We start from the raw sequence: 23,423 nt of genomic DNA on the forward strand, positions 1-23,423 counted from the left end.
TACGGTTCAGAGCAGCGCCTGTATTGCCTGCCTGTAACGCTGCCCGGCCAGGCTCATGCTGTTGTTATGGGTGGCGCCGGGCACCAGCAGCAATGTCTTGGGCTGCCGGGCTGCGTCGAACAGCTGCTGGCTGAAGCGCGGGGGTACAAAACGGTCATCCGTGCCATGCACCAGCAGCACTGGCAGGCCGATGTTGCCGATCTTGTCCAGCGAGTCGAACTTCTGCGACATCAACCAGCGTACCGGCAGGGAGGTATCGGCCACCGCTGCCGCGACATCGCCCAAGGAGGTGAAGGTCGACTCAAGGATCAATCCGCGTGCCGGCGCCCCGACACCGTCTTTTTGCGCCTCACGTGCCAATTCACTGGCCAGTTCCACCGCTACCGCACCGCCCAGCGAGTGACCGAAGATCAGGCGCTTGCCAGCATCGGGCTGTAACTGGACAAAGCGCTCCCAGGCAACCCGGGCATCTTCGTACACCGTGGCCTCGGATGGCAGATCGCCCCGGCTTTGGCCAAAGCCACGATAATCCACGGCCAGCACCGAGTAGCCCATGGCATGCAGTTGCTCGATGCGGAACAATTGGCCGGTCAGGTTCCAGCGCACGCCGTGCAGGTACAGAACCGCCGGGGCATTGGCGCGTTTGGCCGGCCACCACCAGGCATGCAGGCTCTGGTTATCCCTGAAGCTGCGCGGGCGTAGGTCGAGTTCCTGCACGTCGCTGGGTAAACCGCGAAACCAGCTGGCCTGGCCAGGCTCTATGCGAAACACCAGTTCACGCTCCTTGTGCTGCAGCATGGCGCAGCCAGAGGGTAGGCCTATGACCAGCAAGGTGGCGCACAGCCAGGTGAGCCAGCGGCGGCGCAGGTGGGTAAGGAAGAGGGTAGGCATGTGCGATTTCTAGCAGAAGCACTGCGCCGGATGTTGAAAAAGTGACCGAATGGCAGGGTGGTTTGGTTGCAAGCTGTTTCTGGATGAAATGAAATATGACCGGCCTCGCGCGGGTTTACTCCCGAAGCGGCCGTGACAGGAACACTCTGTTCGGTAAACGAACGCCAGTTGCATCTGGCTTGTCCGCTATCCGCCCATCCAATCCCATCGCCGCATTGCCCAACCCCCGCCTTTTTGCTGTAGTGTGCCCATCCACCGGTTGTCGCCTGCCCCCGCAACCCGCAACCGGCCCGATAGAATGACCGTGACGACCGCAACCACCGCCCACAAGGCCGTAGGAAGCGGCGACCAGAAGAATAACGATACCGAGTGCCTTGCCTATGGAAAGCCGCCTGCTGAGCGAGCGCAGTAGCGTGTTTCACCACGCCGACCCTTATGCTGTGTCCGATTATGTGAACCAGCATGTAGGCCAGCATTGCATCGGTCTGTCCCGTACCACCCATCCCCAGGCCAGCCTCAGCCATCGCAAGTTCGCCGAACTCGACCTGTGCCGCATCAGCTACGGGGGCAGCGTTCGCGTGACTTCGCCAGCGCTGGAAACCATTTATCACCTGCAAGTGTTGCTCAACGGCAACTGCCTGTGGCGTGGGCACAAGCGCGAGCAGCATCTGGTGCCGGGCGAGCTGCTGCTGATCAACCCGGATGACCCGGTTGACCTGACCTACTCGGAAGACTGCGAGAAGTTCATCCTTAAAGTGCCAACCCGGCTGCTGGATTCAATCTGCGACGAACAGCGTTGGCAGCGGCCCGATGGCGGCGTGCGGTTCTTGCGCAACCATTACCGGCTGGATGAACTGGACGGCTTCGTCAACCTGCTGGCCATGGTTTGCCATGAAGCAGAAGTGAGCGATTCGCTGCCCAGGGTGCAGGGGCACTACAGCCAGATTGTCGCCAGCAAGTTGTTGACCCTGATGAGCACCAATATCCGCCGCGAATGCCTGAGCGCACCGCAGGCGGGCCTTGAGCGCATTCTTGATTACATCGAGCGCAACCTGAAACTGGAGCTGTCGGCTGAAGTGCTGGCAGAGCAGGCTTGCATGAGTGTGCGTTCGCTGTATGCGTTGTTCGACCAGCACCTGGGCATCACGCCCAAGCATTACGTGCGCCAGCGCAAACTGGAACGGGTGCATGCGTGCCTGAGCGACCCGACTTGCGGTGTGCGCAGTGTGACCGAGCTTGCCCTGGATTACGGCTTCCTTCACCTAGGCCGGTTTTCCGAAGTGTATCGGCAGCAATTTGGCGAGCTGCCTTCGCAGACGTTCAAGTGCCGGGGTGAGGCGCGCTAGCGAGGCCACCTGATAGTTCTGCCAGTTGTTGGCATTTCATGCACAGCCCACCATTTGCTTCATTTCGAGTAAAGGGTGGGAACCATGTTGACGTCGCAGATTTCATCTTGTGCACTCCAGTACACCGTTTATGGGCGTGATGGGGGCGAGCAAAGCGCATCCCTGCTGCGCTACAGCGGTCAGAGAAAAGAGTCGGCCACAGGGCACTACTTGCTGGGGAATGGATACCGTGCGTTCAATCCGGTTTTGATGAGATTCCATAGCCCTGACAGCATGAGCCCTATGGGTGCTGGAGGATTAAATTGTTACGCCTACTGCAGTGGGGATCCCGTGAACAATACTGACCCAAGCGGTCATTTGAAACTTCCAAGAGTAAAACTCTCAAGCATCCGCCCTAAGGCGGCGAGTATCAAAAGTGGGTATAGCATCAATCCTGATTTCAAAGGACTCCCGTCTGCCCCAGATGTAGTAAACCAGCGCGTTATAGACGCGGTTGATGCCTTGGGTCATGGTTATGGCAATCAAATAGAACCCATCATGAACTCAGCGCTATGGTCTGATGGGCAGAAATTGCTGGTGGAGGGCAGCGCCGTAACGCTGTCTGATCGTATCGGGAAAAACGCGATGCGGATTGATGAACTGCCAAGAGCCTGGAGCTTCGTGCGCAGATGGCTTGAAGCGCAGCAGCGCCAGAGGCTGGAAGCACTTATGGTTCTTGAACCGCTCCTTCGTAGTATGAAAGGCGCTAAGGACATCCCTCGATTAGACAGTTGGCTCCATAGCCCCAAAGGGTGGGCTCAAAAAGTAAGAGATCCCGACAAAGCTGGATAGCACTCTGCACAATCCGGATAGTCCCCCGCCAGTCGTCTCCCTAACCTGACCAGGTCTTAACAATAACAATGGAGACCCTGGCCATGTCCCTGGGATTCGACTACCTCAATGCCATGCTCGAGGACGACCGTGAAAAGGGCATCTACCGCTGCAAGCGCGAGATGTTCACTGACCCACGCCTGTTCGACCTGGAAATGAAACACATCTTCGAGGGCAACTGGATTTATCTGGCCCACGAAAGCCAGATCCCCGAGAAGAACGACTTCCTCACCCTGACCATGGGGCGCCAGCCGATTTTCATCGCGCGCAACAAGGACGGTGAGCTCAATGCCTTCCTCAACGCCTGCAGCCACCGCGGCGCCATGCTGTGCCGGCACAAGCGCGGTAACCGCTCCAGCTACACCTGCCCGTTCCACGGCTGGACGTTCAACAACAGCGGCAAACTGCTGAAGGTGAAAGACCCGAGCAACGCCGGCTACCCCGACAGCTTCAACTGCGACGGCTCCCACGACCTGACCAAGGTGGCGCGCTTCGAGTCATACCGGGGCTTTTTGTTCGGCAGCCTGAATGCCGATGTGAAACCCCTGGTGGAGCACCTGGGCGAATCGGCCAAGATCATCGACATGATCGTTGACCAGTCGCCGGAAGGCCTGGAAGTGCTGCGCGGTGCCAGCTCGTACATCTACGAAGGCAACTGGAAACTCACTGCCGAGAACGGCGCCGACGGCTACCACGTCAGCTCCGTGCACTGGAACTACGCCGCTACCCAGAACCAGCGCAAGCAGCGCGAGGCGGGCGACGAGATCAAGACCATGAGCGCCGGTGCCTGGGCCAAGCAGGGCGGCGGCTTCTACTCCTTCGACCACGGCCACCTGCTGCTGTGGACCCGCTGGGCCAACCCGGAAGACCGCCCAGCCTATGAGCGCCGTGACCAACTGGCCGCTGACTTCGGCCAGGCGCGTGCCGACTGGATGATCGAGAACTCGCGCAACCTGTGCCTGTACCCGAACGTGTACCTGATGGACCAGTTCAGCTCGCAGATCCGCGTTGCCCGGCCGATTTCGGTGAACAAGACCGAAATCACCATCTACTGCATCGCGCCCAAAGGCGAGAGCGCCGATGCCCGCGCCAAGCGCATCCGCCAGTACGAAGACTTCTTCAATGTCAGCGGCATGGCCACCCCCGACGACCTGGAAGAGTTCCGCTCCTGCCAGACCGGCTACGGCGGTGGTACCGGCTGGAACGACATGTCCCGTGGTGCAGCCCACTGGGTGGACGGCGCCGATGAAGCGGCCAGGGAAATCGACCTCAAGCCGCTGTTGTCCGGCGTGCGCACCGAAGACGAAGGCCTGTTCGTGCTGCAGCACAAGTACTGGCAGGACACCATGATCCAGGCCCTGAAGGACGACCAGCAACTGATCCCCGTGGAGGCCGTGCAATGAGCCTTTATGAGACTGTGCGCGACTTCCTCTACCGCGAAGCGCGCTACCTGGACGACGCCCAGTGGGACCAGTGGCTGGAGCTGTACGCCAGCGACGCCAGCTTCTGGATGCCGAGTTGGGACGATGACGACACCCTCACCGAAGACCCACAAAGCGAAATCTCGCTGATCTGGTACGGCAACCGTGGCGGCCTGGAAGACCGTGTGTTCCGCATCAAGACCGAGCGCTCCAGTGCGACCGTGCCCGACACCCGCACTTCGCACAACATCAGCAACATCGAGATCGTCGAGCAGGGCGAGGGCAGCTGCCAGGTGCGTTTCAACTGGCACACCCTGAGCTTCCGCTACAAGACCACGGACAGCTACTTCGGCACCAGTTTCTACACCCTCGACCTGCGCGGCGAACAGCCGTTGATCAAGGCCAAGAAGGTGGTGCTGAAGAACGATTACGTGCGCCAGGTCCTCGACATCTACCACATCTGATACAGGGTTTTGCGAGCACTGCCCGGTGCGTCATGCGACGCGCCGTGGGCTGGCTCGCCTGCGAGGTGCAACATGAGCTACCAGATCGCATTGAATTTCGAAGACGGCGTAACCCGTTTCATCGAGGCTACTGGCCATGAAACCGTGGCTGACGCTGCCTACCGCCAGGGCATCAACATCCCGCTGGATTGCCGCGACGGCGCCTGCGGTACCTGCAAGTGCAAGGCCGAATCCGGCCGCTACGACCTGGGCGACAACTTCATCGAAGATGCCCTGAGCGAAGACGAAATTGCCGAAGGCTACGTACTGACGTGCCAGATGCGCGCCGAAAGTGACTGCGTTATCCGCATCCCGGCCTCGTCGCAGCTGTGCAAGACCGAGCAGGCCAGCTTCGAGGCTGCCATCAGCGACGTGCGCCAGCTGTCGGCCAGCACGATTGCCCTGTCGATCAAGGGTGACGCGCTAAGCCGCCTGGCCTTCCTGCCGGGGCAGTACGTCAACCTCAAGGTGCCGGGCAGCGAGCAGAGCCGCGCCTATTCGTTCAGTTCATTGCAAAAGGGCGGCGAAGTCAGCTTCCTGATCCGCAATGTACCGGGCGGGTTGATGAGCAGCTTCCTGACCAGCCTGGCCAAAACCGGCGACAGCATGAGCCTGACCGGGCCGCTGGGCAGCTTCTACCTGCGCCCGATCCTGCGCCCGCTGTTGCTGTTGGCCGGCGGTACCGGCCTGGCACCGTTCACCGCCATGCTGGAGAAGATCGCCGAGCAGGGCAGTGAACACCCGCTGCACCTGATCTATGGCGTAACCAACGACTTTGACCTGGTCGAACTCGACCGCCTGCAAGCGCTGGCGGCACGCATCCCCAACTTCACCTACAGCGCCTGCGTGGCCAATCCGGAAAGCCAGTACCCGCAAAAGGGCTACGTGACCCAGCACATCGAGCCCCGCCACCTCAACGACGGCGACGTGGATGTGTACCTGTGCGGGCCGCCGCCGATGGTCGAGGCGGTCAGCCAGTACGTGCGCGAGCAGGGCATTACCCCGGCCAACTTCTACTACGAGAAGTTCGCGGCGGCGGCCTGACAGATCGCCGGGGCCGCGCTGCGGCCCTCCCAATTGCCATTAACCGGGTCATGCAGGAAAAACATATGAACAACAGATTCCAAGGCAAGGTCGCCCTGGTCACCGGTGCCGCCCAAGGCATCGGCCGGGGCGTGTGCTGGCGGCTCAAGGCCGAAGGCGCGCAAGTGGTGGCGGTAGACCGTTCCGAACTGGTCCACGAGCTGGCTGGCGAGGGCGTGCTCACCCTCACTGCCGACCTGGAACAACACACCGACTGCGCCCGGGTCATGGCCAGCGCGGTGGAAACCTTTGGCCGCATCGACATCCTGGTCAACAACGTCGGCGGCACCATCTGGGCCAAGCCTTTCGAGCACTACGAGGTCGAGCAGATCGAGGCCGAAGTGCGCCGTTCGCTGTTCCCCACCTTGTGGTGCTGCCATGCCGCGCTGCCCTACATGCTTGAACGCGGCAGCGGCGCCATCGTCAACGTTTCGTCCATCGCTACCCGTGGTGTCAACCGTGTGCCCTATGGCGCGGCCAAAGGCGGCGTCAATGCCCTTACCGCGTGCCTGGCCTTTGAAACTGCTGGCCGTGGCATTCGTGTCAACGCCACCGCACCCGGCGGCACCGAAGCACCGCCGCGGCGGGTACCGCGCAACAGTGCAGAGCAGAGCGAGCAGGAAAAACACTGGTACCAGCAGATCGTCGACCAGACCCTCGACAGCAGCCTGATGCACCGTTACGGCAGCATCGACGAGCAAGTGGGCGCGATCCTGTTTCTGGCGTCGGACGAAGCCTCGTACATCACCGGCGTGACCCTGCCGGTAGGGGGCGGCGACCTCGGCTAAGCAGCAACCTCAAGGCAACAGCTTTCCTCCACAACAAAAACAAGAGCGACAGATGCCATGCGAACCCTTGACGTACACCCGATCATCGACAACGCGCGTTTCACCCCGTTTCACTGGATGGTCATGGCCTGGTGCGGCCTGCTGCTGATTTTCGACGGCTATGACTTGTTCATCTACGGCGTGGTACTGCCGGTGATCATGAAAGAGTGGGGCCTGACCCCGTTGCAGGCTGGTGCGCTGGGCAGCTACGCGCTGTTCGGCATGATGTTCGGCGCCCTGGCTTTCGGCAGCCTGGCCGACCGCATCGGGCGCAAGAAGGGCATTGCCATCTGTTTCGCCTTGTTCTCGGGGGCAACCATCCTCAATGGCTTCGCCAGCAGCCCGAGCGAGTTTGGCATCTACCGCTTCATTGCCGGCTTGGGCTGTGGCGGCCTGATGCCCAACGCCGTGGCATTGATGAACGAGTACGCACCCAAACGGCTGCGCAGCACGCTGGTGGCAATCATGTTCAGTGGCTATTCGCTGGGCGGCATGCTTTCGGCGGGCGTGGGCATCTTCATGTTGCCGCGCTTCGGTTGGGAGTCGATGTTCTTCGCGGCTGCAGTACCCCTGTTGCTGTTGCCGGTGATCCTCTACTACCTGCCGGAATCCATCGGCTTCCTGGTGCGCCAGGGCCGCAACGATGAAGCGCGCAAGCTGCTCAAGCGGTTGGACCCAGGGTGCGATGTGCAGGCTGATGACGTATTGGAGGCGGCTGACCGCAAAGGCAGCGGGGCCTCGGTACTGGCGCTGTTCCGCAACGGCCTGGCCGTGCGCACCCTGGCGTTGTGGCTGGCGTTCTTCTGCTGCCTGTTGATGGTTTACGCACTCAGCTCCTGGTTGCCGAAACTGATGGCCAACGCTGGCTACAGCCTGGGTTCCAGCCTGTCGTTCCTGCTGGCGTTGAACTTCGGCGGCATGGCCGGGGCAATTCTCGGCGGCTGGCTGGGCGACCGCTACAACCTGGTCAAGGTCAAGGTGGCGTTCTTCATTGCCGCCGCACTGTCGATCAGCCTGCTGGGTGTCAACAGCCCGATGCCGGTGTTGTACCTGCTGATCTTCATTGCCGGCGCCACCACCATTGGAACGCAGATCCTGCTGTATGCCGGTGCCGCGCAAATGTATGGGCTGTCGGTGCGTTCCACGGGGCTTGGCTGGGCCTCGGGTATCGGCCGCAATGGCGCCATCGTCGGCCCCTTGCTGGGCGGTGCACTGATGGGCATCAACCTGCCCCTGCAACTCAACTTCATCGCCTTCGCCATCCCTGGCGCCATTGCCGCGCTGGCCATGGCCGTGCACCTGGCCAGCGGCCGTCGGCAAGCCCAGGCCGTGGTGGCGCAGGCATGACCCGAAAATAACAAGATGAGGTAACCCAAAATGACCGTGAAAATTGCCCACACTGCCGAAGTGCAGCGGTTCTTCGAGGAGGCCGCGGGCATTGGCAACGATGAAGGCAGCCCACGCCTGAAACGTATCGTGCAACGCGTGCTGCAAGACACCGCACGGTTGATCGAAGACCTGGAAGTCAGCGAAGACGAGTTCTGGCATGCCGTCGACTACCTCAACCGCCTGGGCGGGCGCGGCGAGGCCGGGCTGCTGGTGGCGGGCCTGGGCATCGAGCACTTTCTCGACTTGTTGCAGGATGCCAAGGACGAACAGGCAGGGTTTACCGGCGGTACACCCCGCACCATCGAAGGCCCGCTGTATGTTGCAGGCGCGCCCATCGCTCACGGTGAAGTGCGCATGGACGACGGCAGTGAAGATGGCGTGGCCACGGTGATGTATCTGCAAGGCCAGGTATTCGACCCCCAAGGGCAACCGCTGGCGGGTGCCACCGTCGACCTGTGGCATGCCAATACCCGTGGAACCTATTCGTTCTTCGACCAGAGCCAGTCCGCCTACAACCTGCGCCGTCGCATTGTCACCGACGCAGAAGGGCGTTACCGCGCTCGCTCCATCGTGCCGTCGGGGTACGGATGCGACCCGCAGGGGCCAACCCAGGAATGCCTGGACCTGCTGGGCCGCCATGGCCAGCGCCCGGCGCACGTGCATTTCTTTATCTCGGCAGCTGGGCATCGCCACCTGACCACGCAGATCAACCTCTCCGGGGACAAATACCTGTGGGATGACTTTGCCTATGCCACGCGGGATGGGCTGGTGGGGGAGGTGGTGTTCGTCGATGGCCCGGCGGGGCGGCATGCGCAGCTGAAGTTCGACTTCCAGTTGCAGCAGGCCCAGGGCAGAGCGAATGAGCAGCGCAGCAGCCGGCCGCGGGCTTTGCAAGAGGCCTGATACACCGAGTTGGCTTCTTCGCGGGCTTGCCCGCTCCCACAGGGGGCGCGGGAACCCGGGGCAGTGCACTGGACCTGTGGGAGCGGGCAAGCCCGCGAAGAAGCCAACACCAGAACAAGAGCCAGCCACAAAGGCCGGCCACTGCCTTGCGAGATGCGCCATGAAAACCCTGATCAAGGACAGTTCGCTGTCCGCCATCGTCGCGGGCTGCATCGCCACGATGATCTCTTACGCCGGCCCGCTGGTGATCATTTTCCACGCCGCCGAAGCTGCCGGGCTGTCCCACAAGCAGTTGTCATCCTGGGTCTGGGCCGTGTCCATGGGCAGTGCTGTGCTCGGTGCGCTGCTCAGCCTGCGCTACCGCGTGCCGGTAGTGATCGCCTGGTCGATCCCGGGCTCAGCGCTGCTGGTCACCGCGTTGCCGCAACTCGGCCTGGAACAGGCCGTAGGTGCCTACCTGGTGGCCAACCTGGTGCTGCTGCTGATCGGCCTCAGCGGTACCTTCGATCGCATCATCGCGCGCCTGCCGGGGTCCATCGCGGCGGGTATGCAGGCCGGCATCCTGTTCAGTTTCGGTATCGAAGTGTTCCGCGCCTTGCCCGTGCAGCCGTTGCTGGTAATGGCGATGTTCGTCACTTATGTGCTGATGCGCCGGCTACAGCCCCGTTATGCGGTGGCTGCGGTGCTGTGCGTGGGCACCCTGGTGACGGTGGCCAGCGGTGCGTTTCGCAGCGAGGCGCTGGTGCTGGAGTTGGCTTCACCGCAGTGGATTACACCGCAGTTCAGCCTGCCGGCGGTGTTCAGCCTGGCGTTGCCGATGGTGCTGGTGGCGCTGACCGGGCAGTTCATGCCGGGCATGGCGGTGCTGCGCAATGCGGGTTACCCCACACCGGCCAGCCCGTTGATCAGTGCCAGTGCCCTGGCCGGTATCGTGCTGGCGCCATTCGGCTGCCACGGGCTGAACCTGGCGGCGGTTACCGCCAGCCTGTGCACAGGCCATGAAGCCCATGAAAACCCACGGCGGCGCTATGTGGCGGCTGTTGCTGGCAGCACCCTGTACCTGCTGCTGGGCATCGCCGGCGCCACGTTGATGTCGCTGTTCACAGCCTTTCCGTCGGCGCTGATCGCTGCGCTGGCCGGGCTGGCCCTGTATGGCGCCATCAGCGAAGCCCTGGCCCGCAGCCTGGCAGAGCCGGCCGAGCGGGATGCGGGATTGTTCACTTTCCTGGTCACGGCTTCGGGGGTGGCATTCCTTGGCCTGTCGGCGGCGTTCTGGGGGCTGCTGTTTGGCCTGCTGGCCCACGCGCTGCTCAGGCTGCGCCAGCCACGTGCACGGGAGGTGCTGCGCCGCACCCCATGAGCTGCCGTGTTCCCAACGCTTTATCCATAAAAACAAGATCAAGAGAGCTTCGGAATGAATCACACCCCTTGCGTTGCCTTGGGCCTGACTTTGCTCAGCCAACCATTGCTGGCTGCCGACGGCGGTTTCTTCGAAGATTCGAAGGCTACCCTGAGTGCCCGCAACTACTACTTCAGCCGCGATTTCTCCGATATTGTCGGGGCCAACAAGCAGTCCAAGGCCGAGGAGTGGGCCCAGGGCTTCATCCTCGACTTCAAAAGCGGCTACACACCGGGTACGGTCGGCTTTGGCGTCGATGCACTGGGCCTGCTGGGCATCAAGCTGGACAGCAGCCCGGACCGCGCCAACACCGGCCTGCTGCCGGTGCATGGCGACGGCCGTGCTGCCGACGAGTACAGCCGCCTGGCGCCCACCTTCAAGGCCCGCCTGTCGAAGACCGAACTGCGCGTGGGCGAACTGCAACCCAACCTCCCGGTACTGACCTTCAGCGACATCCGCCTGCTGCCGCCGACCTATCAGGGCGCCAGCTTGAGTTCGTCGGACATCGACGGGCTGACCGTGCAGGCCGGGCACCTGAAAAGCACCCACCTGCGCAACGAAGGTGGCGACGGCAAGATGAACGCGCTGCTTGGCCATGTGCCGATGCGTCAGGCCCAGAGCGATGCCTTCAACTATGTGGGCGGGGATTATGCGTTCAATGCCAACCAGAGCAGCGTCAGCCTGTGGTACGGGCAATTGGAGGACATCTACGAACAGGGATTTGTCGGCCTCAAGCACAGCAAGCCTGTGGGCGACTGGGTGCTCAGTGCCAATCTGGGCTACTTCACCGCGCGTGAGGATGGCGATGCCTTGCTGGGCAACATCGACAACCAGGCGTTCTTCTCGATGTTCACCGCCCGACATGGTGGGCACAGTTTCCATGCAGGCTACCAGGGCATCTATGGCGACAGCCCGTTCCCACGGGTGTTCGCCAACATTTCGCCGCTGGGTAACGAGGTGCCGACCTATGAATTCGCTTACACAGACGAGCGTTCGTACCAGGTGCGTTACGACTACAACTTCGCCGCCATGGGGGTGCCGGGGCTGACAGCGACCGTACGCTACATCACCGGTAACAATGTTGATACCGGGCTGGGCTATGAAGGCCGTGATCGTGAGCGCGATCTGGATATCGGTTATGCAGTGCAGAGCGGGATGCTGAAGGGGCTGGGGATTCGGGTGCGCAATGCCATGGCACGCTCCAACTACCGCAGTGATATCGATGAAAATCGTTTGACGCTGGTGTACACCTGGCAGCTGTTCTGACAGGCGTACACAAAATGTCGAGCATTTCGCAGATCGCTATAGGAGCGGCCTTGTGTCGCGATGGGCTGCACAGCAGCCCCATAACCCTTGTGGTTCGAGACAGCCGGGGCTGCTGCGCAGCCCATCGCGACACAGGGCCGCCCCTACACGGGAATTGCGTATCGGCATAGGTTGAGGGTAGCTTTCAGAAACCACTTTTCAGGGATGCTACCCTTGGACTCCATCACCCAAGCTGTACTCGGCGCGGCGCTGCAAGGTACCCTCCTGGGGCGCATCCAGGGCCGTCGCTCGCTGCTGTATGGCGCAGCACTGGGTACGCTGCCGGACCTGGATGTGATCATCCGCTACGCCGACCCGGTGTCGCAGATGACTTACCATCGCGGCTTCTCGCACTCGTTGTTCGTGCTCACCGGGCTGGCCCTGCTGCTGGCCTGGTTAGTCAACAAATGCTGGCCCGGCAAGGGGTACACGTTACCCAGGCTGTTCCTCGCCTTCTGGCTGGTACTTGTCACCCACCCGCTGCTGGATGCCTTCACGGTATATGGCACGCAACTGTTCTGGCCACTGCAGCCTATCCCCCAAAGCTGGGCCGCTGTGTTCATCATCGATCCGGTCTATACCTTGCCGCTGCTGGCGGCGGTCATCTACGCAAGCTTCAAGGGTGTTACCGGCAGGGCTACACGCTTGCTGACCCTGTCACTGGTGTTCAGTACCGCCTACCTGGGCTTCGGCCTTGCCGGGCGCATGGCAGCCGAGCAACGCTTCCAGGCGGCACTGGACCAGCAAGGTATCGTCGTGAGCGAGGTACGCGCCGTGCCCATCGCATTCAACAGCCTGGTCTGGCGCGTAATGGCCAAGACCCAGGATGGCGATTACTACGAAGGCATCAGCAGCAGCTTCGACCGGCAAGCGCCAGAAATGCAGCGCTTGCCGCGCAACCTGGAACTGGCAAAAGCGCTGGCAGGCGACCCTTTGCATCAACGCTTGCGCTGGTTCACCGGCGACTGGCTGCGGTACGACCAGATAGGCAATGCGTTGGTGGTAACCGACCTGCGCATGGGCATCCCGGGCAACTACACCTTCCGTTTCAACATGGCCCACCGCGACAACCAGGGCAACTGGATTGCCGATGTGCCTTCGGTGTGGGAGGGTGCCGGGCCTGGGGCAATGTTCAACAGCTACGACCTGGCGCTGATCTGGCGTCGTATCGTCGACCAGCAGCCGCCTTTGCCGCTGGAGGCCTGGACCGACCGGTACCTGGGGGCAGGTGCGGTCGAACGCGGGCGCTGAGGCATGCGTTCGGCCGGGCTGGACCTGGTCAAATGGACAGCGATGCTGACCATGGTCACCGACCACCTGCGCTTCATGTGGCCTGAGGCCGATGGCTTGTTCGTGATTGGCCGGCTGGCGTTTCCGCTGTTTTGCCTGGCCATTGCGGTGAATGTGGGGCGTGCCAGGGCAAAGGTGCTCCATACCCGCGCCAACCTACGCTACCTGTCGCTGATGCTGCTGTTCGCGGTGCTCTCGGAGCCCGCCTATCGCTGGCTGGACAGTGGTTCACAGACGTTCAGTGTAATGCCGACACTGGTACTGGGGTTGCTGGTTGCCTGGGGTGTGCAGTACCCACTGTGGCCGGCGCGCGTACTTGGCCTTGCGGGCCTGCTGGCAGGGTGGTTGTTCAGCGAGCAATTGATGTACGGGCTGCCGGGGGTGTTACTACCTGGCGCCTGGCTGATGGCACGCAGGCAGGGTGGGGTAGCCTGGTTGCTGCCTTGCCTGATGGCCATTGGCGGCAACCTGACCAACACCTGGTTGCGCGAGCATCTTCTGGCGCCCATTACCCTGCTGACGCTGGTTGCCGCTGCGCTGGCAGTTCCTGTCGGGTGGCTGTTGTTGCGTCATGATGCCTGGCGGATACCTGCCGTAGGGCGTTGGGGCTACCTGTTCTATCCCGTGCACCTGCTGGTGATCAAAAGCTTGTCTTGAGGCTTAGCGTTCCTGGCGGATAACACCTGCGCTGTACCTGGGGCGCGGCCGCTCGCCAAACGCTGCAGCGTCGCCGCTTGCAATTCCCAGATCCATACCCATCTAAACCGGCCGCACCACACTCAGGAACCTGTCATGGAACCCAACCGCTTCGGCGATATTGCCGCCTTCGTCAGCGCCGCGAAGGCCGGCAGCTTCACTGCCGCCGCTGCCAGCCTGGGCCTGACCCGGTCGGCGGTAGGCAAGAGCATTGCTCGCCTGGAGGCCCGCATGGCGGTGCGTTTGCTCAATCGCACCACGCGCAAGCTGAGCCTGACCGACGAGGGCCTGGTGGCATTCGAACGCTGGCGGCAGATACTGGATGACCTGGACGAGGTGGAAAGCGCCATGGCCCAGCGCCGCGGTAAGCCTACAGGCACCTTGCGCCTGACTGCGCCGCTGTCGCTCGGCCAGCGCCATGTGCTGCCGGTGCTGGACCAGTACCTCAAGCAATGGCCGGAACTGCGCGCAGACATCCGCTTCACAGACCGCTTCGTCGACCTGGTCGAGGAGGGCGTAGACGTTGCGGTGCGCATTGGCGCACCCAAGGAAGACTCGCAGCTGTTGACCCGCACGGTGGCCTGGCAGCAGTTCGTCACCTGCGCTTCGCCCGCGTACCTCGAAGCGCGAGGCGTTCCCTTGGTGCCTGCCGACCTTTATGGCCACGACAAGATCGCCTTCCTCGCGGGCGAGAAAGCCATGCCTTGGCGCTTTGACACTGAAGCAGGCCTGCACCTGTGCGAAGACCCTGGGCGGTTGAACATCGACAGCTCGGAGGCGATGCTCGACGGCGCCCGGGCCGGCTTCGGGCTGATTCACCTGCCCACCTACATCACCGGTGACGACCTGCGCGCCGGCACCCTGGTCGAAGTCCTGCACGCCTACCGGCCACCGGCGGACCCGATTCGTATCGTGTACCCGAGCAAGCGCCACCTGTCCCCTCGGGTACGCGGTTTCATTGACTTGTTGGTCGCCAGCTGGGAATCGGGCGGGCCCTGGGAGCACTGACCTGGTGTAGTGTGCGTGTGTTTTCAGCGACTATTTTTGCGTACTGATAAAAGTGTGAGTGGCCAGTTGGCTTCAGATCGCCCAAGATGGAGCGTGAAGATGCCAGTCGATCGACTGGCGGCTCAACCATCCCGGTAAACGCACCAGCCAGCATTCGAGGGTTTAGAGTATGTCCAACAGACAAAACGGAACGGTCAAGTGGTTCAACGATGAGAAGGGGTTCGGCTTCATCACTCCCGAGGGCGGTGGCGACGACCTTTTCGTCCACTTCAAAGCCATTGAATCGGAGGGCTTCAAGTCGCTGAAAGAGGGCCAGAAGGTGTCTTTTGTTGCCGAGAAGGGACAGAAGGGCATGCAGGCTGCGCAAGTGCGCGCCGAGTAAGTTGCCCGAGTGTCCGGTACGCCCAGGCGTGCCCGGCCGCAGGAAGACGGAGCCCGTGGAGGGCTCCGTTTTTCGTATTATCGGTAAGCGCAACCTTCGCCAGCGCCCATGGCCTGGTGCAGAAACGGATAATCTGTATAGCCTTCGGGCCCATTGGCATAGTCGAACTGTGCCCGATGTTCGTTCAGAGGCGCATGCGCCCGCAGCCGCTCTACCAGGTCCGGGTTGGCAATGTAGCTGCGCCCGAACGCTACGGCATCGATCAAACCACGCCCAATCAAGTCTTCGCCTTTCTCGGCGGTGTAGGCACCCGCAGCAATGATAACGCCCGGATAGGCAGCGCGGATCGCCTGGCGGAACTCGTCACGCAGCGGCTTGCCACCGGCCCAGTCCGGCTCGGAGAGGTGCAGGTAGGCGAGGTTGCGCTTGGCCAGTTCCCGGATCAGGTATAGCCCTGCGGCCTCTTGGTCTTCGCCATTGTCCACGCCATTGAACCCGCCCAGCGGGAACACGCGGATACCCACGCGCTCGGCGCTCCAGTTGGCAATCGCCGCGTCCACCGCTTCAAGCACGATGCGCGCCCTGTTTTCGATGCTACCGCCGTAGCGGTCCTCGCGCTGGTTGGCGCTCGGGGTAAGGAACTGGTGTAGCAAGTAGCCGTGGGCAGCGTGCAGTTCGATGAAGTCGAAGCCGGCTTCGCGGGCGTTGACCGCTGCCTGGCCGAAGTCGGCCACGATGCCAGCGATTTCGTTCTCGCTCAGTGCACGCGGTGCGGAGGTTTCAACGCGTACCAGGTTGCCTTGCTCGTCGCGCAGGGTAGTGCGGGCGTCGGCCGGTAGCGCCGAGGGTGCGACAGGCGCTTCGCCACCGGGTTGCAACGAGGTATGCGATACCCGGCCGGTGTGCCACACCTGCACGGCGCTGTGCCCGCCTTCGGCGTGAATGCCTGCGTTGATGTGCCTCCAGGCGGCGATCTGCTCGGCACTGTGAATGCCGGGCGAGCCGGAATAGCCTTTGGCCTGGAAAGAGATCTGGGTGGCTTCGGTGATGATCAGCCCGGCGCTGGCACGCTGGCGATAATACTCAGCCATCATGGTGGTTGGCACATCACCCGGCTCAAGGCTGCGCAAACGGGTGAGGGGTGCCATGAACACACGATTGGCCAAGGTGAGCGGGCCGACTTGCAGGGGTTGGAAGAGTCTCATTGCAGCTCCAGAGGTGAAAACCAATGGTGCGCACGATACCGGGATGATTGGGGAAAGGGGGGACCGGAAGCCCGGCGCAGGGCTCCCCAATGGTGTTGTCAGTACCGGCCTCTTCGCGGGTACAAGCGGGCGATCAGCTACGGGCCAGCCGCCCGCTTACATAGTGCGCCACATCATTGAACCCTGGCGTGGACGCATGCCCCGGCGTCACCAGCGAATCGATGAACGCTTCGTCCTCTGCCGTGATCTTCACCGCCAACGCACCACCATAGGTATCCCACTGCTCCTCGGTACGCGGCCCGACAATCGCCGAGCTCACCGATTGGTTGTTCAGCACCCAGGCGATGGCAAATTCGACAATCCCCACGCCCTTGGCCGCTACATAAGCCTGAAGCTGGCGAGCGATGGCCAGCGACTCCTGGCGCCACTCCACCTCCATGATGCGTTTGTCCTGGCGGCCGGCGCGGCTGCCGGCATCGGGCACAGCACCCGGTGCATACTTGCCACTGAGTACGCCCCGGGCCAAGGGGCTGAATGGTACAACGCCCAGCCCGTGGGCGGCGGCTGCAGCCAGCTGCTCTGGCTCGGCCTGGCGGTTGACGATGTTGTACAGCGGCTGGCTTACCACGGGCTTCGGCACACCCAGTCGCTCGGCAATGTAGCAGACCTCGGCAATGCGCCAGCCACGGAAGTTGGACACCCCCCAGTAGCGGATCTTGCCTTGGCGCAGCAGGTCGCCCATCGCCTGTACGGTCTCTTCCAGTGGCACCTTGTGGTCTTCGCGGTGCAGGTAGTAGATGTCCAGATAGTCCATGCCCATGCGCGTCAGCGTGGCTTCCAGCGCGTTGAAGATGTGCTTGCGTGACAGGCCGCTGCGGTTTGGCAGGCCCTCGGCCGGGCCGAAACCGACCTTGCTGGCGACGATCCAGTCATGGCGATGGCGCGCCACTGCTTCACCGACGATCTCTTCCGAACGCCCGGCGTTGTACACGTCGGCGGTGTCGATGAAGTTGATGCCCTGGCCCCAGGCCTTGTCGATGATGCGCAGGGCGTCTTCGGTGCTGGTCTGCTCGCCGAACATCATGCTGCCCAGGGTAAGGGCGGAAACCTGCAGGCCACTGTGGCCGAGGGGGCGGTAGATCATGCGCGTGAGTCCTTTTGCAGTCGGCTGATCCCGCTGTTTTACACACATCCGCCGGGCATTGAAAGGCAGCCTTCAGCCGATCAGCGCTAACGCCTCCTGCAGGCTCAACGGGCGCTTCAGGCGCTGCGAAAGCGTCGCCATGGCATCGGAATACCCTTGGGCGATAACCGCCTCGACCCTGTCATCCACACACTGCAAGGCAATGAAATCGCCTTGTTCCGGCCCACCGACGAACTCGATCCGGTTCCACTCCCGCGCATGGCCGAGCACTTCATAGGTACGACCGTGCTGGTAGGTCCAGAAGAAGGGTACATCGGCGTAGCGGCGCTGCTCGCCGAGCATGTTTGCGGCGGCGATCACCCCGTGTTGCTGGGCCAGGCGCCAGTGTTCGATGCGCACCGGGCGCCCCGAGAGCGGGAACGTGGCGATGTCACCGGCGGCCCACAAACCGTCGGCGGCGCGCAGTTCGGCATCGACCCGCAACGACTTGTCCTCGCTCAGCGGCACGCCCTGAAGGAAGGCGGTGGCCGGTTGCACGCCGGTGCCAAGCAATACCACTGGCGTTTGCAAGCGTTCACCGTTGGCCAGCAGCACCGCCTCGATTTTGTCCCGGCCTTCGAACCGCTGGACCTGCGTGGGGCCATGGAAGGTGACGCCTCTGCGCTCATGCAGTTCGCGGATGCTGCGCCCGATGCGATCGCCTAGCTGCTTGGCAAGCGGGACCTCGTGGCGAGTCACTACATGCACCTGCACGCCGTACTCGTGCAGGGCCGAGGCCGCCTCCAGGCCGATGAAGCCATCCCCTACGATCACCGCCGGCTGGCCGGGCTCAGCTGCATCGAGCACCTGTGCGGCATCCTCCCGCGAGCGCAAGGTAAACACGCCCGGCAAGTCGACGCCGGGGATGTCGGGGCGCAGTGCCTTGCCGCCGCTGGCCAGCAGGCAGGCGTCGTAAGTGATTTGCCGGCCGTCGGCCATCATCAGTTGGCGTTTCTGGCTGCTCAAGCTGCGCACCTTACCGTGCTTACGCTCCAGCTGGCCCTTGCGCAGGGCGTCGGCTTCGAGCAACGCTGGCACTTCATCGGGCGCCATCTGCCCGGCAATCACGAATTTGCTCAGCGCGGTACGGTCGTAGGCCGGCTGGCGTTCCTGATCGATCCACAGCAACCGGCCAGCGAAGCCATGGGCCAGCAGAGTGGCAACTGCGGCGCTGCCGGCGGCACCGGCACCTATCACAACGAAGCAGCGGGCGTCGCTGTGCCTGGGTGGGTCGATGACGGGCAGCGGTTGGTCGTCGACCCAGACTGCATCGTCCTTCACCCAAGCCTTGTAGCGGCGCAGGTCAGCCAGCGCAGGGGGTTCGCAGACCACCCCGTCATCGACGGCGAATGCAGCCTTGTGCCAAGGGCAGACCAGCAGGCCGCCGCAGACCACGCCTTCGTCAAGCGGGGCACCTGCGTGGGGGCAGTTGCCCTGGTAGGCATGAACCTGATTGCCCTGGCGGATGAGGATGAGCTCTTCATTGCCGGCCTGGACGCGCAAGGGGCGGTGTTCGTCGAGTTGGGCCAGGCTGGCCACGGCGTGCTGGGTCATGGGGTTCTCCAAAGGGGCCTTTGGAACCATTTGACGCTTGGGGTGGGGAGGGGATGCGTTGATCTGACGACCGGCAGAGCCGGGCTTGGGGCGCTACGCGCCCCATCGCCGGCAAGGCCAGCTTCCACAAGAAGACAGTTGCTCCCACAAGTTGACGCCAAATCACTACGTTGTTCTATGAGAACAGGTTCAACTGGCCCGTGCAGAACTCAGCGCACCTGCCCGTGTGACACGCAGGGCCACCAGGCTACCCAGCACGATCAGCGCTGCCAGCGAGTACAGTGCGGCGTCGGTGGAGCCGGTCTGATCCTTGATAAACCCCACCAGGTACGGGCTGAGGAAGCCTGCCATCTGGCCCACGGAGTTGATGATCGCCAGGCCAGCGACTGCTGTGCCGGCGCTGAGCAGCGTGGTAGGCATGGGCCAGAACATCGGCAGGCCGGTCAGCGCGCCCATGGTGGCGATGGACAGGCCTAGAATGGCAACGGCCGGGTTGCCGGCGAAGTTCACCGCAATCAGCAGGCCAACGGCACCCATCAGCATCGGCACCACCAGGTGCCAGCGGCGCTCGTTGCGCAGGTCCGCCGAGCGGCCGCAAAGGATCATGAACACACCGGCCAACAGGTACGGGATCGCGCTGAGCCAGCCGATCAGCAGCGGGTTGTCGAAGCCCATGCTCTTGATGATCGACGGCAGCCAGAAGTTGATCGCGTAGACACCACTCTGGATACAGAAGTAGATAAAACCAAAGGTCCAGATCAGTGGGTGGGTCAGCACCGCGAGCACACCCTCGCCGGTGGTGGCGGGCTTGCTTGCTGCGTCGGCCTCCAGGTCGGTGGCGATCATCTGGCGTTCGGCCGGGCTTAGCCAGGCAGCTTTCTGGTAGCTATCGCTGAGCAGGAACACGGCCAGCACCCCGAGGGCAACAGTGGGCAGGCCCTGGATCAGGAACATCCATTGCCAGCCGGCCAAGCCATGCTGGCCGGCGGCGAAGTGCTGGAGGATCCAGCCGGAAAACGGCCCGCCGAGCAGGCCCGACACCGGGATCGCCGACATGAACAGGGCCATGATGCGTCCGCGACGGGCGGCCGGGAACCAGCGCGAAAGGTACAGCACCACACCCGGGAAGAAGCCTGCTTCGGCAGCGCCGGTCAGTAGCCGCAGGGCGTAGAATTCGGTCGGGGTAGTGACGAACAGCAGGCAGGTGGACAGGCTGCCCCAGGCAATCATCATCAGCGCAATCCAGCGCCGCGGGCCAAAGCGGTTGAGTGCCAGGTTGCTTGGCAGGCCGCAGAGCACATAACCAATGAAGAAGATGCCGGCGCCAAGGCCGTACACTGTTTCGCTGAATTTCAGGGCGTCGAGCATTTGCAGCTTGGCAAAGCCGACGTTGACGCGGTCCAGGTAGTTGAACAGGTAGCAGATGAAAATGAACGGAATCAGCCGCAGGGTGATGCGCCGGTACAGCGCGTTGCGGGTGATGTCCGTGCCTTGGTCAGGGGCTGGGCTGTGTGCCATGATCGGGTTCTCTGTTGTTATGGTTTTTGCCGCGTCGCCTGTTCCGGCGCTCGCTCTGACGAGTCTCGGGGACTGCGGCTAGCCTGTCTTTGTGCTTTTGCACAGTGCCTGGTTCAGGCTGCTGTGCCCGAGCCCAAAAGCCTAACCCCTAAAGGACCACGCAATGTTCGAACTCGACCATGACCTGGCGCAGGATATCGTTGACCGGGCGATGGCCATCTTGCCGTGCAACGTCAATGTCATGGACAGCCAGGGCTTGATCCTGGGCAGCGGCGAACCGGAGCGCATCAACACCCGCCACGAAGGGGCGCAACTGGTTTTGGCCAACGGCCGAATTGTCGAGCTGGATACCGACGCTGCCAAATGCCTGAAGGGCGTGCAGCCCGGGGTGAACTTGCCACTGATGCTCGATGGCCGGCTGATGGGCGTACTGGGCCTGACCGGTGACCCGCAGCAGGTGCGCACCTATGGGGAGCTGGTACGCATGACCGCCGAGATGCTGTTGGCCCAGCGCCACTTACAGGCTGACCAGCAATGGCGACGGCAGCGCTGCGATGATCTGCTGGCGTTGTTGCTGGGTGGTAGCGGTGATTCACCTCGGCTGCTCGACGAAGCCCGGCAGTTGGGCCTGAAGCCTCAACTGCCACGGGTGCCGGGCCTGTTCGAGCTGGCCTCGGGGCCCCCTGCCGAGGCGTTGTCGGCGTGGTTGATGAGCCGGTACCCGGACAGCTGGTGTGTCAGCCCGGCCCGCCAGTCATTGCTATGGTGCCGGCCAGCCGGTGTGGCACTGGATGAATCGCGCCTGCTGGAGCGCCTGCAACGCCATGGCTGGGACGTGGAGCGGCTGGCCTTGGGCAGTGCCGCGCAAAGCCTGGAGCAGCTGCGCCGGGGCTACCGCCGGGTACGTGACTTGCTGGCCTATGGCCGCGAGGTATTGCCCACCGAGCGCTTGCTCAGCCTGCAGCGCTACAGGCTGCCGGCGCTGTTGTGGCGCCACCGCAATGATGACGCGCTGGATGAGCTGCTGGAGCCGCTGCAGCGCATTCGCGCCAGGGACAACAGCGGGCAGTTGCTCACCACCCTGCGTGCCTGGTGTGCCCACGACGGTCAGAGCCAGGCCTGTGCCGATGCCCTGGGTATCCACCGCAACAGCCTGCGCTACCGCCTGGAGCGGATTGCCGAGCTGGGCGAGGTCGACCCGCTACGCATGGAAGGGATGCTTAGTTTGTATCTGGGGTTGCAGCTGTTGCCAGCAGATTGACGCGATTCCCGTAGGCGCAGCCTTGTGCTGCGAAAGGGCCGCTCAGGGCGAAAAACCGCTCCGACCATGCGGGCCTCTTCGCAGCACAAGGCTGCTCCTACAAGGCCGGAAAGCAGTTACGAAGGCATCCGCCCAAACAACCCGTCCGGCGTTTTGTGCATTTGACCGAGGCCCCCTTGCCGAACAGCTGTCAGCATGCCGCTCATCAGGACAGGAGAATCCCCATGAAGATCGTCATCGCCCCCGACTCGTTCAAGGACAGCCTCGACGCTGCCGGTGTCGCCCGCGCCATCGCCGCAGGCCTGCGTGCAGCATGGCCGGGCGCTGAACTGGTTGAGTGCCCGATGGCCGACGGCGGCGAGGGCACCATGGAGGCAATCCTGGCCGCCAGCCACGGCGAACTGCGCCGCCAGGCTGTGCGCGGGCCACTGGGGCAAACCGTGGAGGCCGGCTGGGGATGGTTGCCAGAAAGCCGCACGGCAATCATTGAAATGGCCCAGGCCAGTGGCCTGCAACTGGTACCAACCGGCCAGCGCGATGCTTGCCGCAGCAGCACCTGGGGCACCGGCGAGCTGATTGCCGCAACCCTTGCCGCCGGTGCGCAACGGGTAGTGCTGGCCATCGGCGGCAGTGCCACCAACGATGCCGGCAGCGGTATGTTGCGTGCACTCGGCCTGCGCCTGCTGGACGCGGATGGGCAAGCGCTGGAAGAGGGCGGCCTGGCCCTGGCCAAGCTGGCCCGCATCGACGCCAGCGACCTCGACCCACGGCTCGCCGAAGTGCAATTTGAAGTGGCGGCCGACGTCGACAACCCGCTGTGCGGCGTCAACGGCGCTTCGGCGATCTTCGGCCCGCAGAAGGGGGCCAACCCGCAGCAGGTGCAGGCGCTGGACCAGGCGCTGGGCCATTTTGCCGACCATTGCGCACAGCTACTGGGTGAGGACGTGCGCGATTACCCAGGGTGTGGCGCCGCCGGTGGCATGGGCTTCGCGGCGCGGGCCTTCATGGGCGCACAGTTCCGCCCTGGGGTGGAGGTAGTGGCCGAGCTGGCCGGCCTCGATGCATTGGTGCAGGGGGCAGATCTGGTGGTGACTGGTGAAGGCCGTTTCGATGCCCAGACACTGCGAGGCAAGACGCCGATGGGGGTGGCCCGGGTAGCCAAGCGTCATGGCGTGCCGGTGGTGGTGCTGGCCGGGACCTTGGGTGAGGGTTATCAGCAGTTGTATGCCCATGGGGTCGATGCTGCATTTGCGTTGGCCAGCGGGCCGATGAGCCTGGAGCAGGCTTGTGCCGATGCTGCGCAGCTGCTGCAGGCGCGGGCTTGTGACATTGGTCGGCTGTGGCACGTTGCAAAGCGAACATGAACATCGTGTAGGAGCGACACTAGGC

Annotated in this window: 20 protein-coding genes and 1 pseudogene; 16 read left to right on the forward strand and 5 right to left on the reverse strand. The window is 63.0% G+C overall.

What is annotated here, in order from left to right; translation table 11 throughout:
* Positions 1-6: 6 nt before the first annotated feature.
* The gene (locus J3A71_RS15185; RefSeq protein ID WP_016487231.1) at positions 7-891 is read right to left on the reverse strand and encodes an alpha/beta hydrolase; all 885 of its coding nucleotides are present in this window, start codon (positions 889-891) and stop codon (positions 7-9) included.
* 380 nt (positions 892-1,271) lie between these two features.
* On the opposite strand from J3A71_RS15185, the gene benR reads away from it, so the two are divergent.
* From benR to J3A71_RS15255, 14 genes and pseudogenes are all read left to right on the forward strand, one after another.
* Positions 1,272-2,237 (forward strand): benABC operon transcriptional activator BenR, encoded by a 966-nt coding sequence (benR, locus tag J3A71_RS15190; protein ID WP_060517850.1) that lies wholly within the window; start codon positions 1,272-1,274, stop codon positions 2,235-2,237.
* A gap of 81 nt (positions 2,238-2,318) precedes the next feature.
* Positions 2,319-2,594: pseudogene (locus J3A71_RS31440) on the forward strand (RHS repeat-associated core domain-containing protein); the annotation flags it as partial.
* A gap of 557 nt (positions 2,595-3,151) precedes the next feature.
* Positions 3,152-4,510 carry a benzoate 1,2-dioxygenase large subunit gene (gene benA / locus J3A71_RS15200; protein ID WP_016487229.1) on the forward strand — a complete coding sequence of 453 codons (1,359 nt, stop codon included), beginning with the start codon at positions 3,152-3,154 and terminating at the stop codon, positions 4,508-4,510.
* Positions 4,507-4,992 (forward strand): benzoate 1,2-dioxygenase small subunit, encoded by a 486-nt coding sequence (benB, locus tag J3A71_RS15205; RefSeq protein ID WP_016487228.1) that lies wholly within the window; start codon positions 4,507-4,509, stop codon positions 4,990-4,992. Before benA ends, benB begins: the two co-directional genes overlap by 4 nt.
* A 72-nt stretch (positions 4,993-5,064) precedes the next feature.
* On the forward strand, positions 5,065-6,075 hold the full coding sequence (benC, locus tag J3A71_RS15210; RefSeq protein WP_096426095.1) for a benzoate 1,2-dioxygenase electron transfer component BenC: 1,011 nt from the start codon (positions 5,065-5,067) through the stop codon (positions 6,073-6,075).
* Between the two features lie 65 nt (positions 6,076-6,140).
* Positions 6,141-6,902, forward strand: a complete 762-nt coding sequence (locus tag J3A71_RS15215; RefSeq protein WP_016487226.1) for a 1,6-dihydroxycyclohexa-2,4-diene-1-carboxylate dehydrogenase — start codon at positions 6,141-6,143, stop codon at positions 6,900-6,902.
* A 57-nt stretch (positions 6,903-6,959) separates the two neighbouring features.
* Positions 6,960-8,288 carry an aromatic acid/H+ symport family MFS transporter gene (locus J3A71_RS15220; RefSeq protein WP_016487225.1) on the forward strand — a complete coding sequence of 443 codons (1,329 nt, stop codon included), beginning with the start codon at positions 6,960-6,962 and terminating at the stop codon, positions 8,286-8,288.
* 30 nt (positions 8,289-8,318) lie between these two features.
* Positions 8,319-9,233 carry a catechol 1,2-dioxygenase gene (catA, locus tag J3A71_RS15225; RefSeq protein WP_096426094.1) on the forward strand — a complete coding sequence of 305 codons (915 nt, stop codon included), beginning with the start codon at positions 8,319-8,321 and terminating at the stop codon, positions 9,231-9,233.
* A 160-nt stretch (positions 9,234-9,393) separates the two neighbouring features.
* Positions 9,394-10,593, forward strand: coding sequence for a benzoate/H(+) symporter BenE family transporter (locus J3A71_RS15230; protein ID WP_016487223.1), 1,200 nt, complete (start codon positions 9,394-9,396; stop codon positions 10,591-10,593).
* Between the two features lie 54 nt (positions 10,594-10,647).
* Positions 10,648-11,898 carry an OprD family porin gene (locus J3A71_RS15235; protein ID WP_209952995.1) on the forward strand — a complete coding sequence of 417 codons (1,251 nt, stop codon included), beginning with the start codon at positions 10,648-10,650 and terminating at the stop codon, positions 11,896-11,898.
* Between the two features lie 213 nt (positions 11,899-12,111).
* A complete protein-coding gene (locus J3A71_RS15240) occupies positions 12,112-13,188 on the forward strand; it encodes a metal-dependent hydrolase (RefSeq protein WP_096426093.1) in 1,077 nt (358 codons plus the stop codon).
* Between the two features lie 3 nt (positions 13,189-13,191).
* On the forward strand, positions 13,192-13,884 hold the full coding sequence (locus tag J3A71_RS15245) for a TraX family protein (RefSeq protein WP_096426092.1): 693 nt from the start codon (positions 13,192-13,194) through the stop codon (positions 13,882-13,884).
* A 135-nt stretch (positions 13,885-14,019) separates the two neighbouring features.
* On the forward strand, positions 14,020-14,931 hold the full coding sequence (locus J3A71_RS15250; RefSeq protein ID WP_023047413.1) for a LysR family transcriptional regulator: 912 nt from the start codon (positions 14,020-14,022) through the stop codon (positions 14,929-14,931).
* A 169-nt stretch (positions 14,932-15,100) separates the two neighbouring features.
* Entirely contained in the window at positions 15,101-15,313 is a 213-nt protein-coding gene (locus J3A71_RS15255; RefSeq protein ID WP_023047412.1) for a cold-shock protein, read from the forward strand.
* 77 nt (positions 15,314-15,390) lie between these two features.
* Here the strand turns inward: J3A71_RS15255 and J3A71_RS15260 are convergent, their stop codons facing one another.
* The 4 genes from J3A71_RS15260 to J3A71_RS15275 form a co-directional block, all read right to left on the reverse strand.
* Complete coding sequence (locus J3A71_RS15260) at positions 15,391-16,518, reverse strand: alkene reductase (RefSeq protein WP_016487218.1); 1,128 nt, start codon at positions 16,516-16,518, stop codon at positions 15,391-15,393.
* Between the two features lie 133 nt (positions 16,519-16,651).
* Entirely contained in the window at positions 16,652-17,662 is a 1,011-nt protein-coding gene (locus J3A71_RS15265) for an aldo/keto reductase (RefSeq protein ID WP_096426091.1), read from the reverse strand.
* 72 nt (positions 17,663-17,734) lie between these two features.
* A complete protein-coding gene (locus J3A71_RS15270) occupies positions 17,735-19,255 on the reverse strand; it encodes an FAD-dependent oxidoreductase (RefSeq protein ID WP_096426090.1) in 1,521 nt (506 codons plus the stop codon).
* A gap of 189 nt (positions 19,256-19,444) precedes the next feature.
* Positions 19,445-20,773: an MFS transporter gene (locus tag J3A71_RS15275; RefSeq protein ID WP_060517828.1), complete on the reverse strand. Its 1,329-nt coding sequence runs from the start codon at positions 20,771-20,773 to the stop codon at positions 19,445-19,447.
* A gap of 163 nt (positions 20,774-20,936) precedes the next feature.
* On the opposite strand from J3A71_RS15275, the gene J3A71_RS15280 reads away from it, so the two are divergent.
* Both J3A71_RS15280 and J3A71_RS15285 read left to right on the forward strand, forming a co-directional pair.
* Positions 20,937-22,034: a sugar diacid recognition domain-containing protein gene (locus J3A71_RS15280; protein WP_016487215.1), complete on the forward strand. Its 1,098-nt coding sequence runs from the start codon at positions 20,937-20,939 to the stop codon at positions 22,032-22,034.
* 224 nt (positions 22,035-22,258) lie between these two features.
* Complete coding sequence (locus J3A71_RS15285; protein ID WP_096426089.1) at positions 22,259-23,398, forward strand: glycerate kinase; 1,140 nt, start codon at positions 22,259-22,261, stop codon at positions 23,396-23,398.
* Positions 23,399-23,423: the final 25 nt, after the last annotated feature.

This window comes from Pseudomonas sp. PvP089, from assembly GCF_017875165.1.
Taxonomy (GTDB): Bacteria; Pseudomonadota; Gammaproteobacteria; order Pseudomonadales; family Pseudomonadaceae; genus Aquipseudomonas; species Aquipseudomonas fortuita.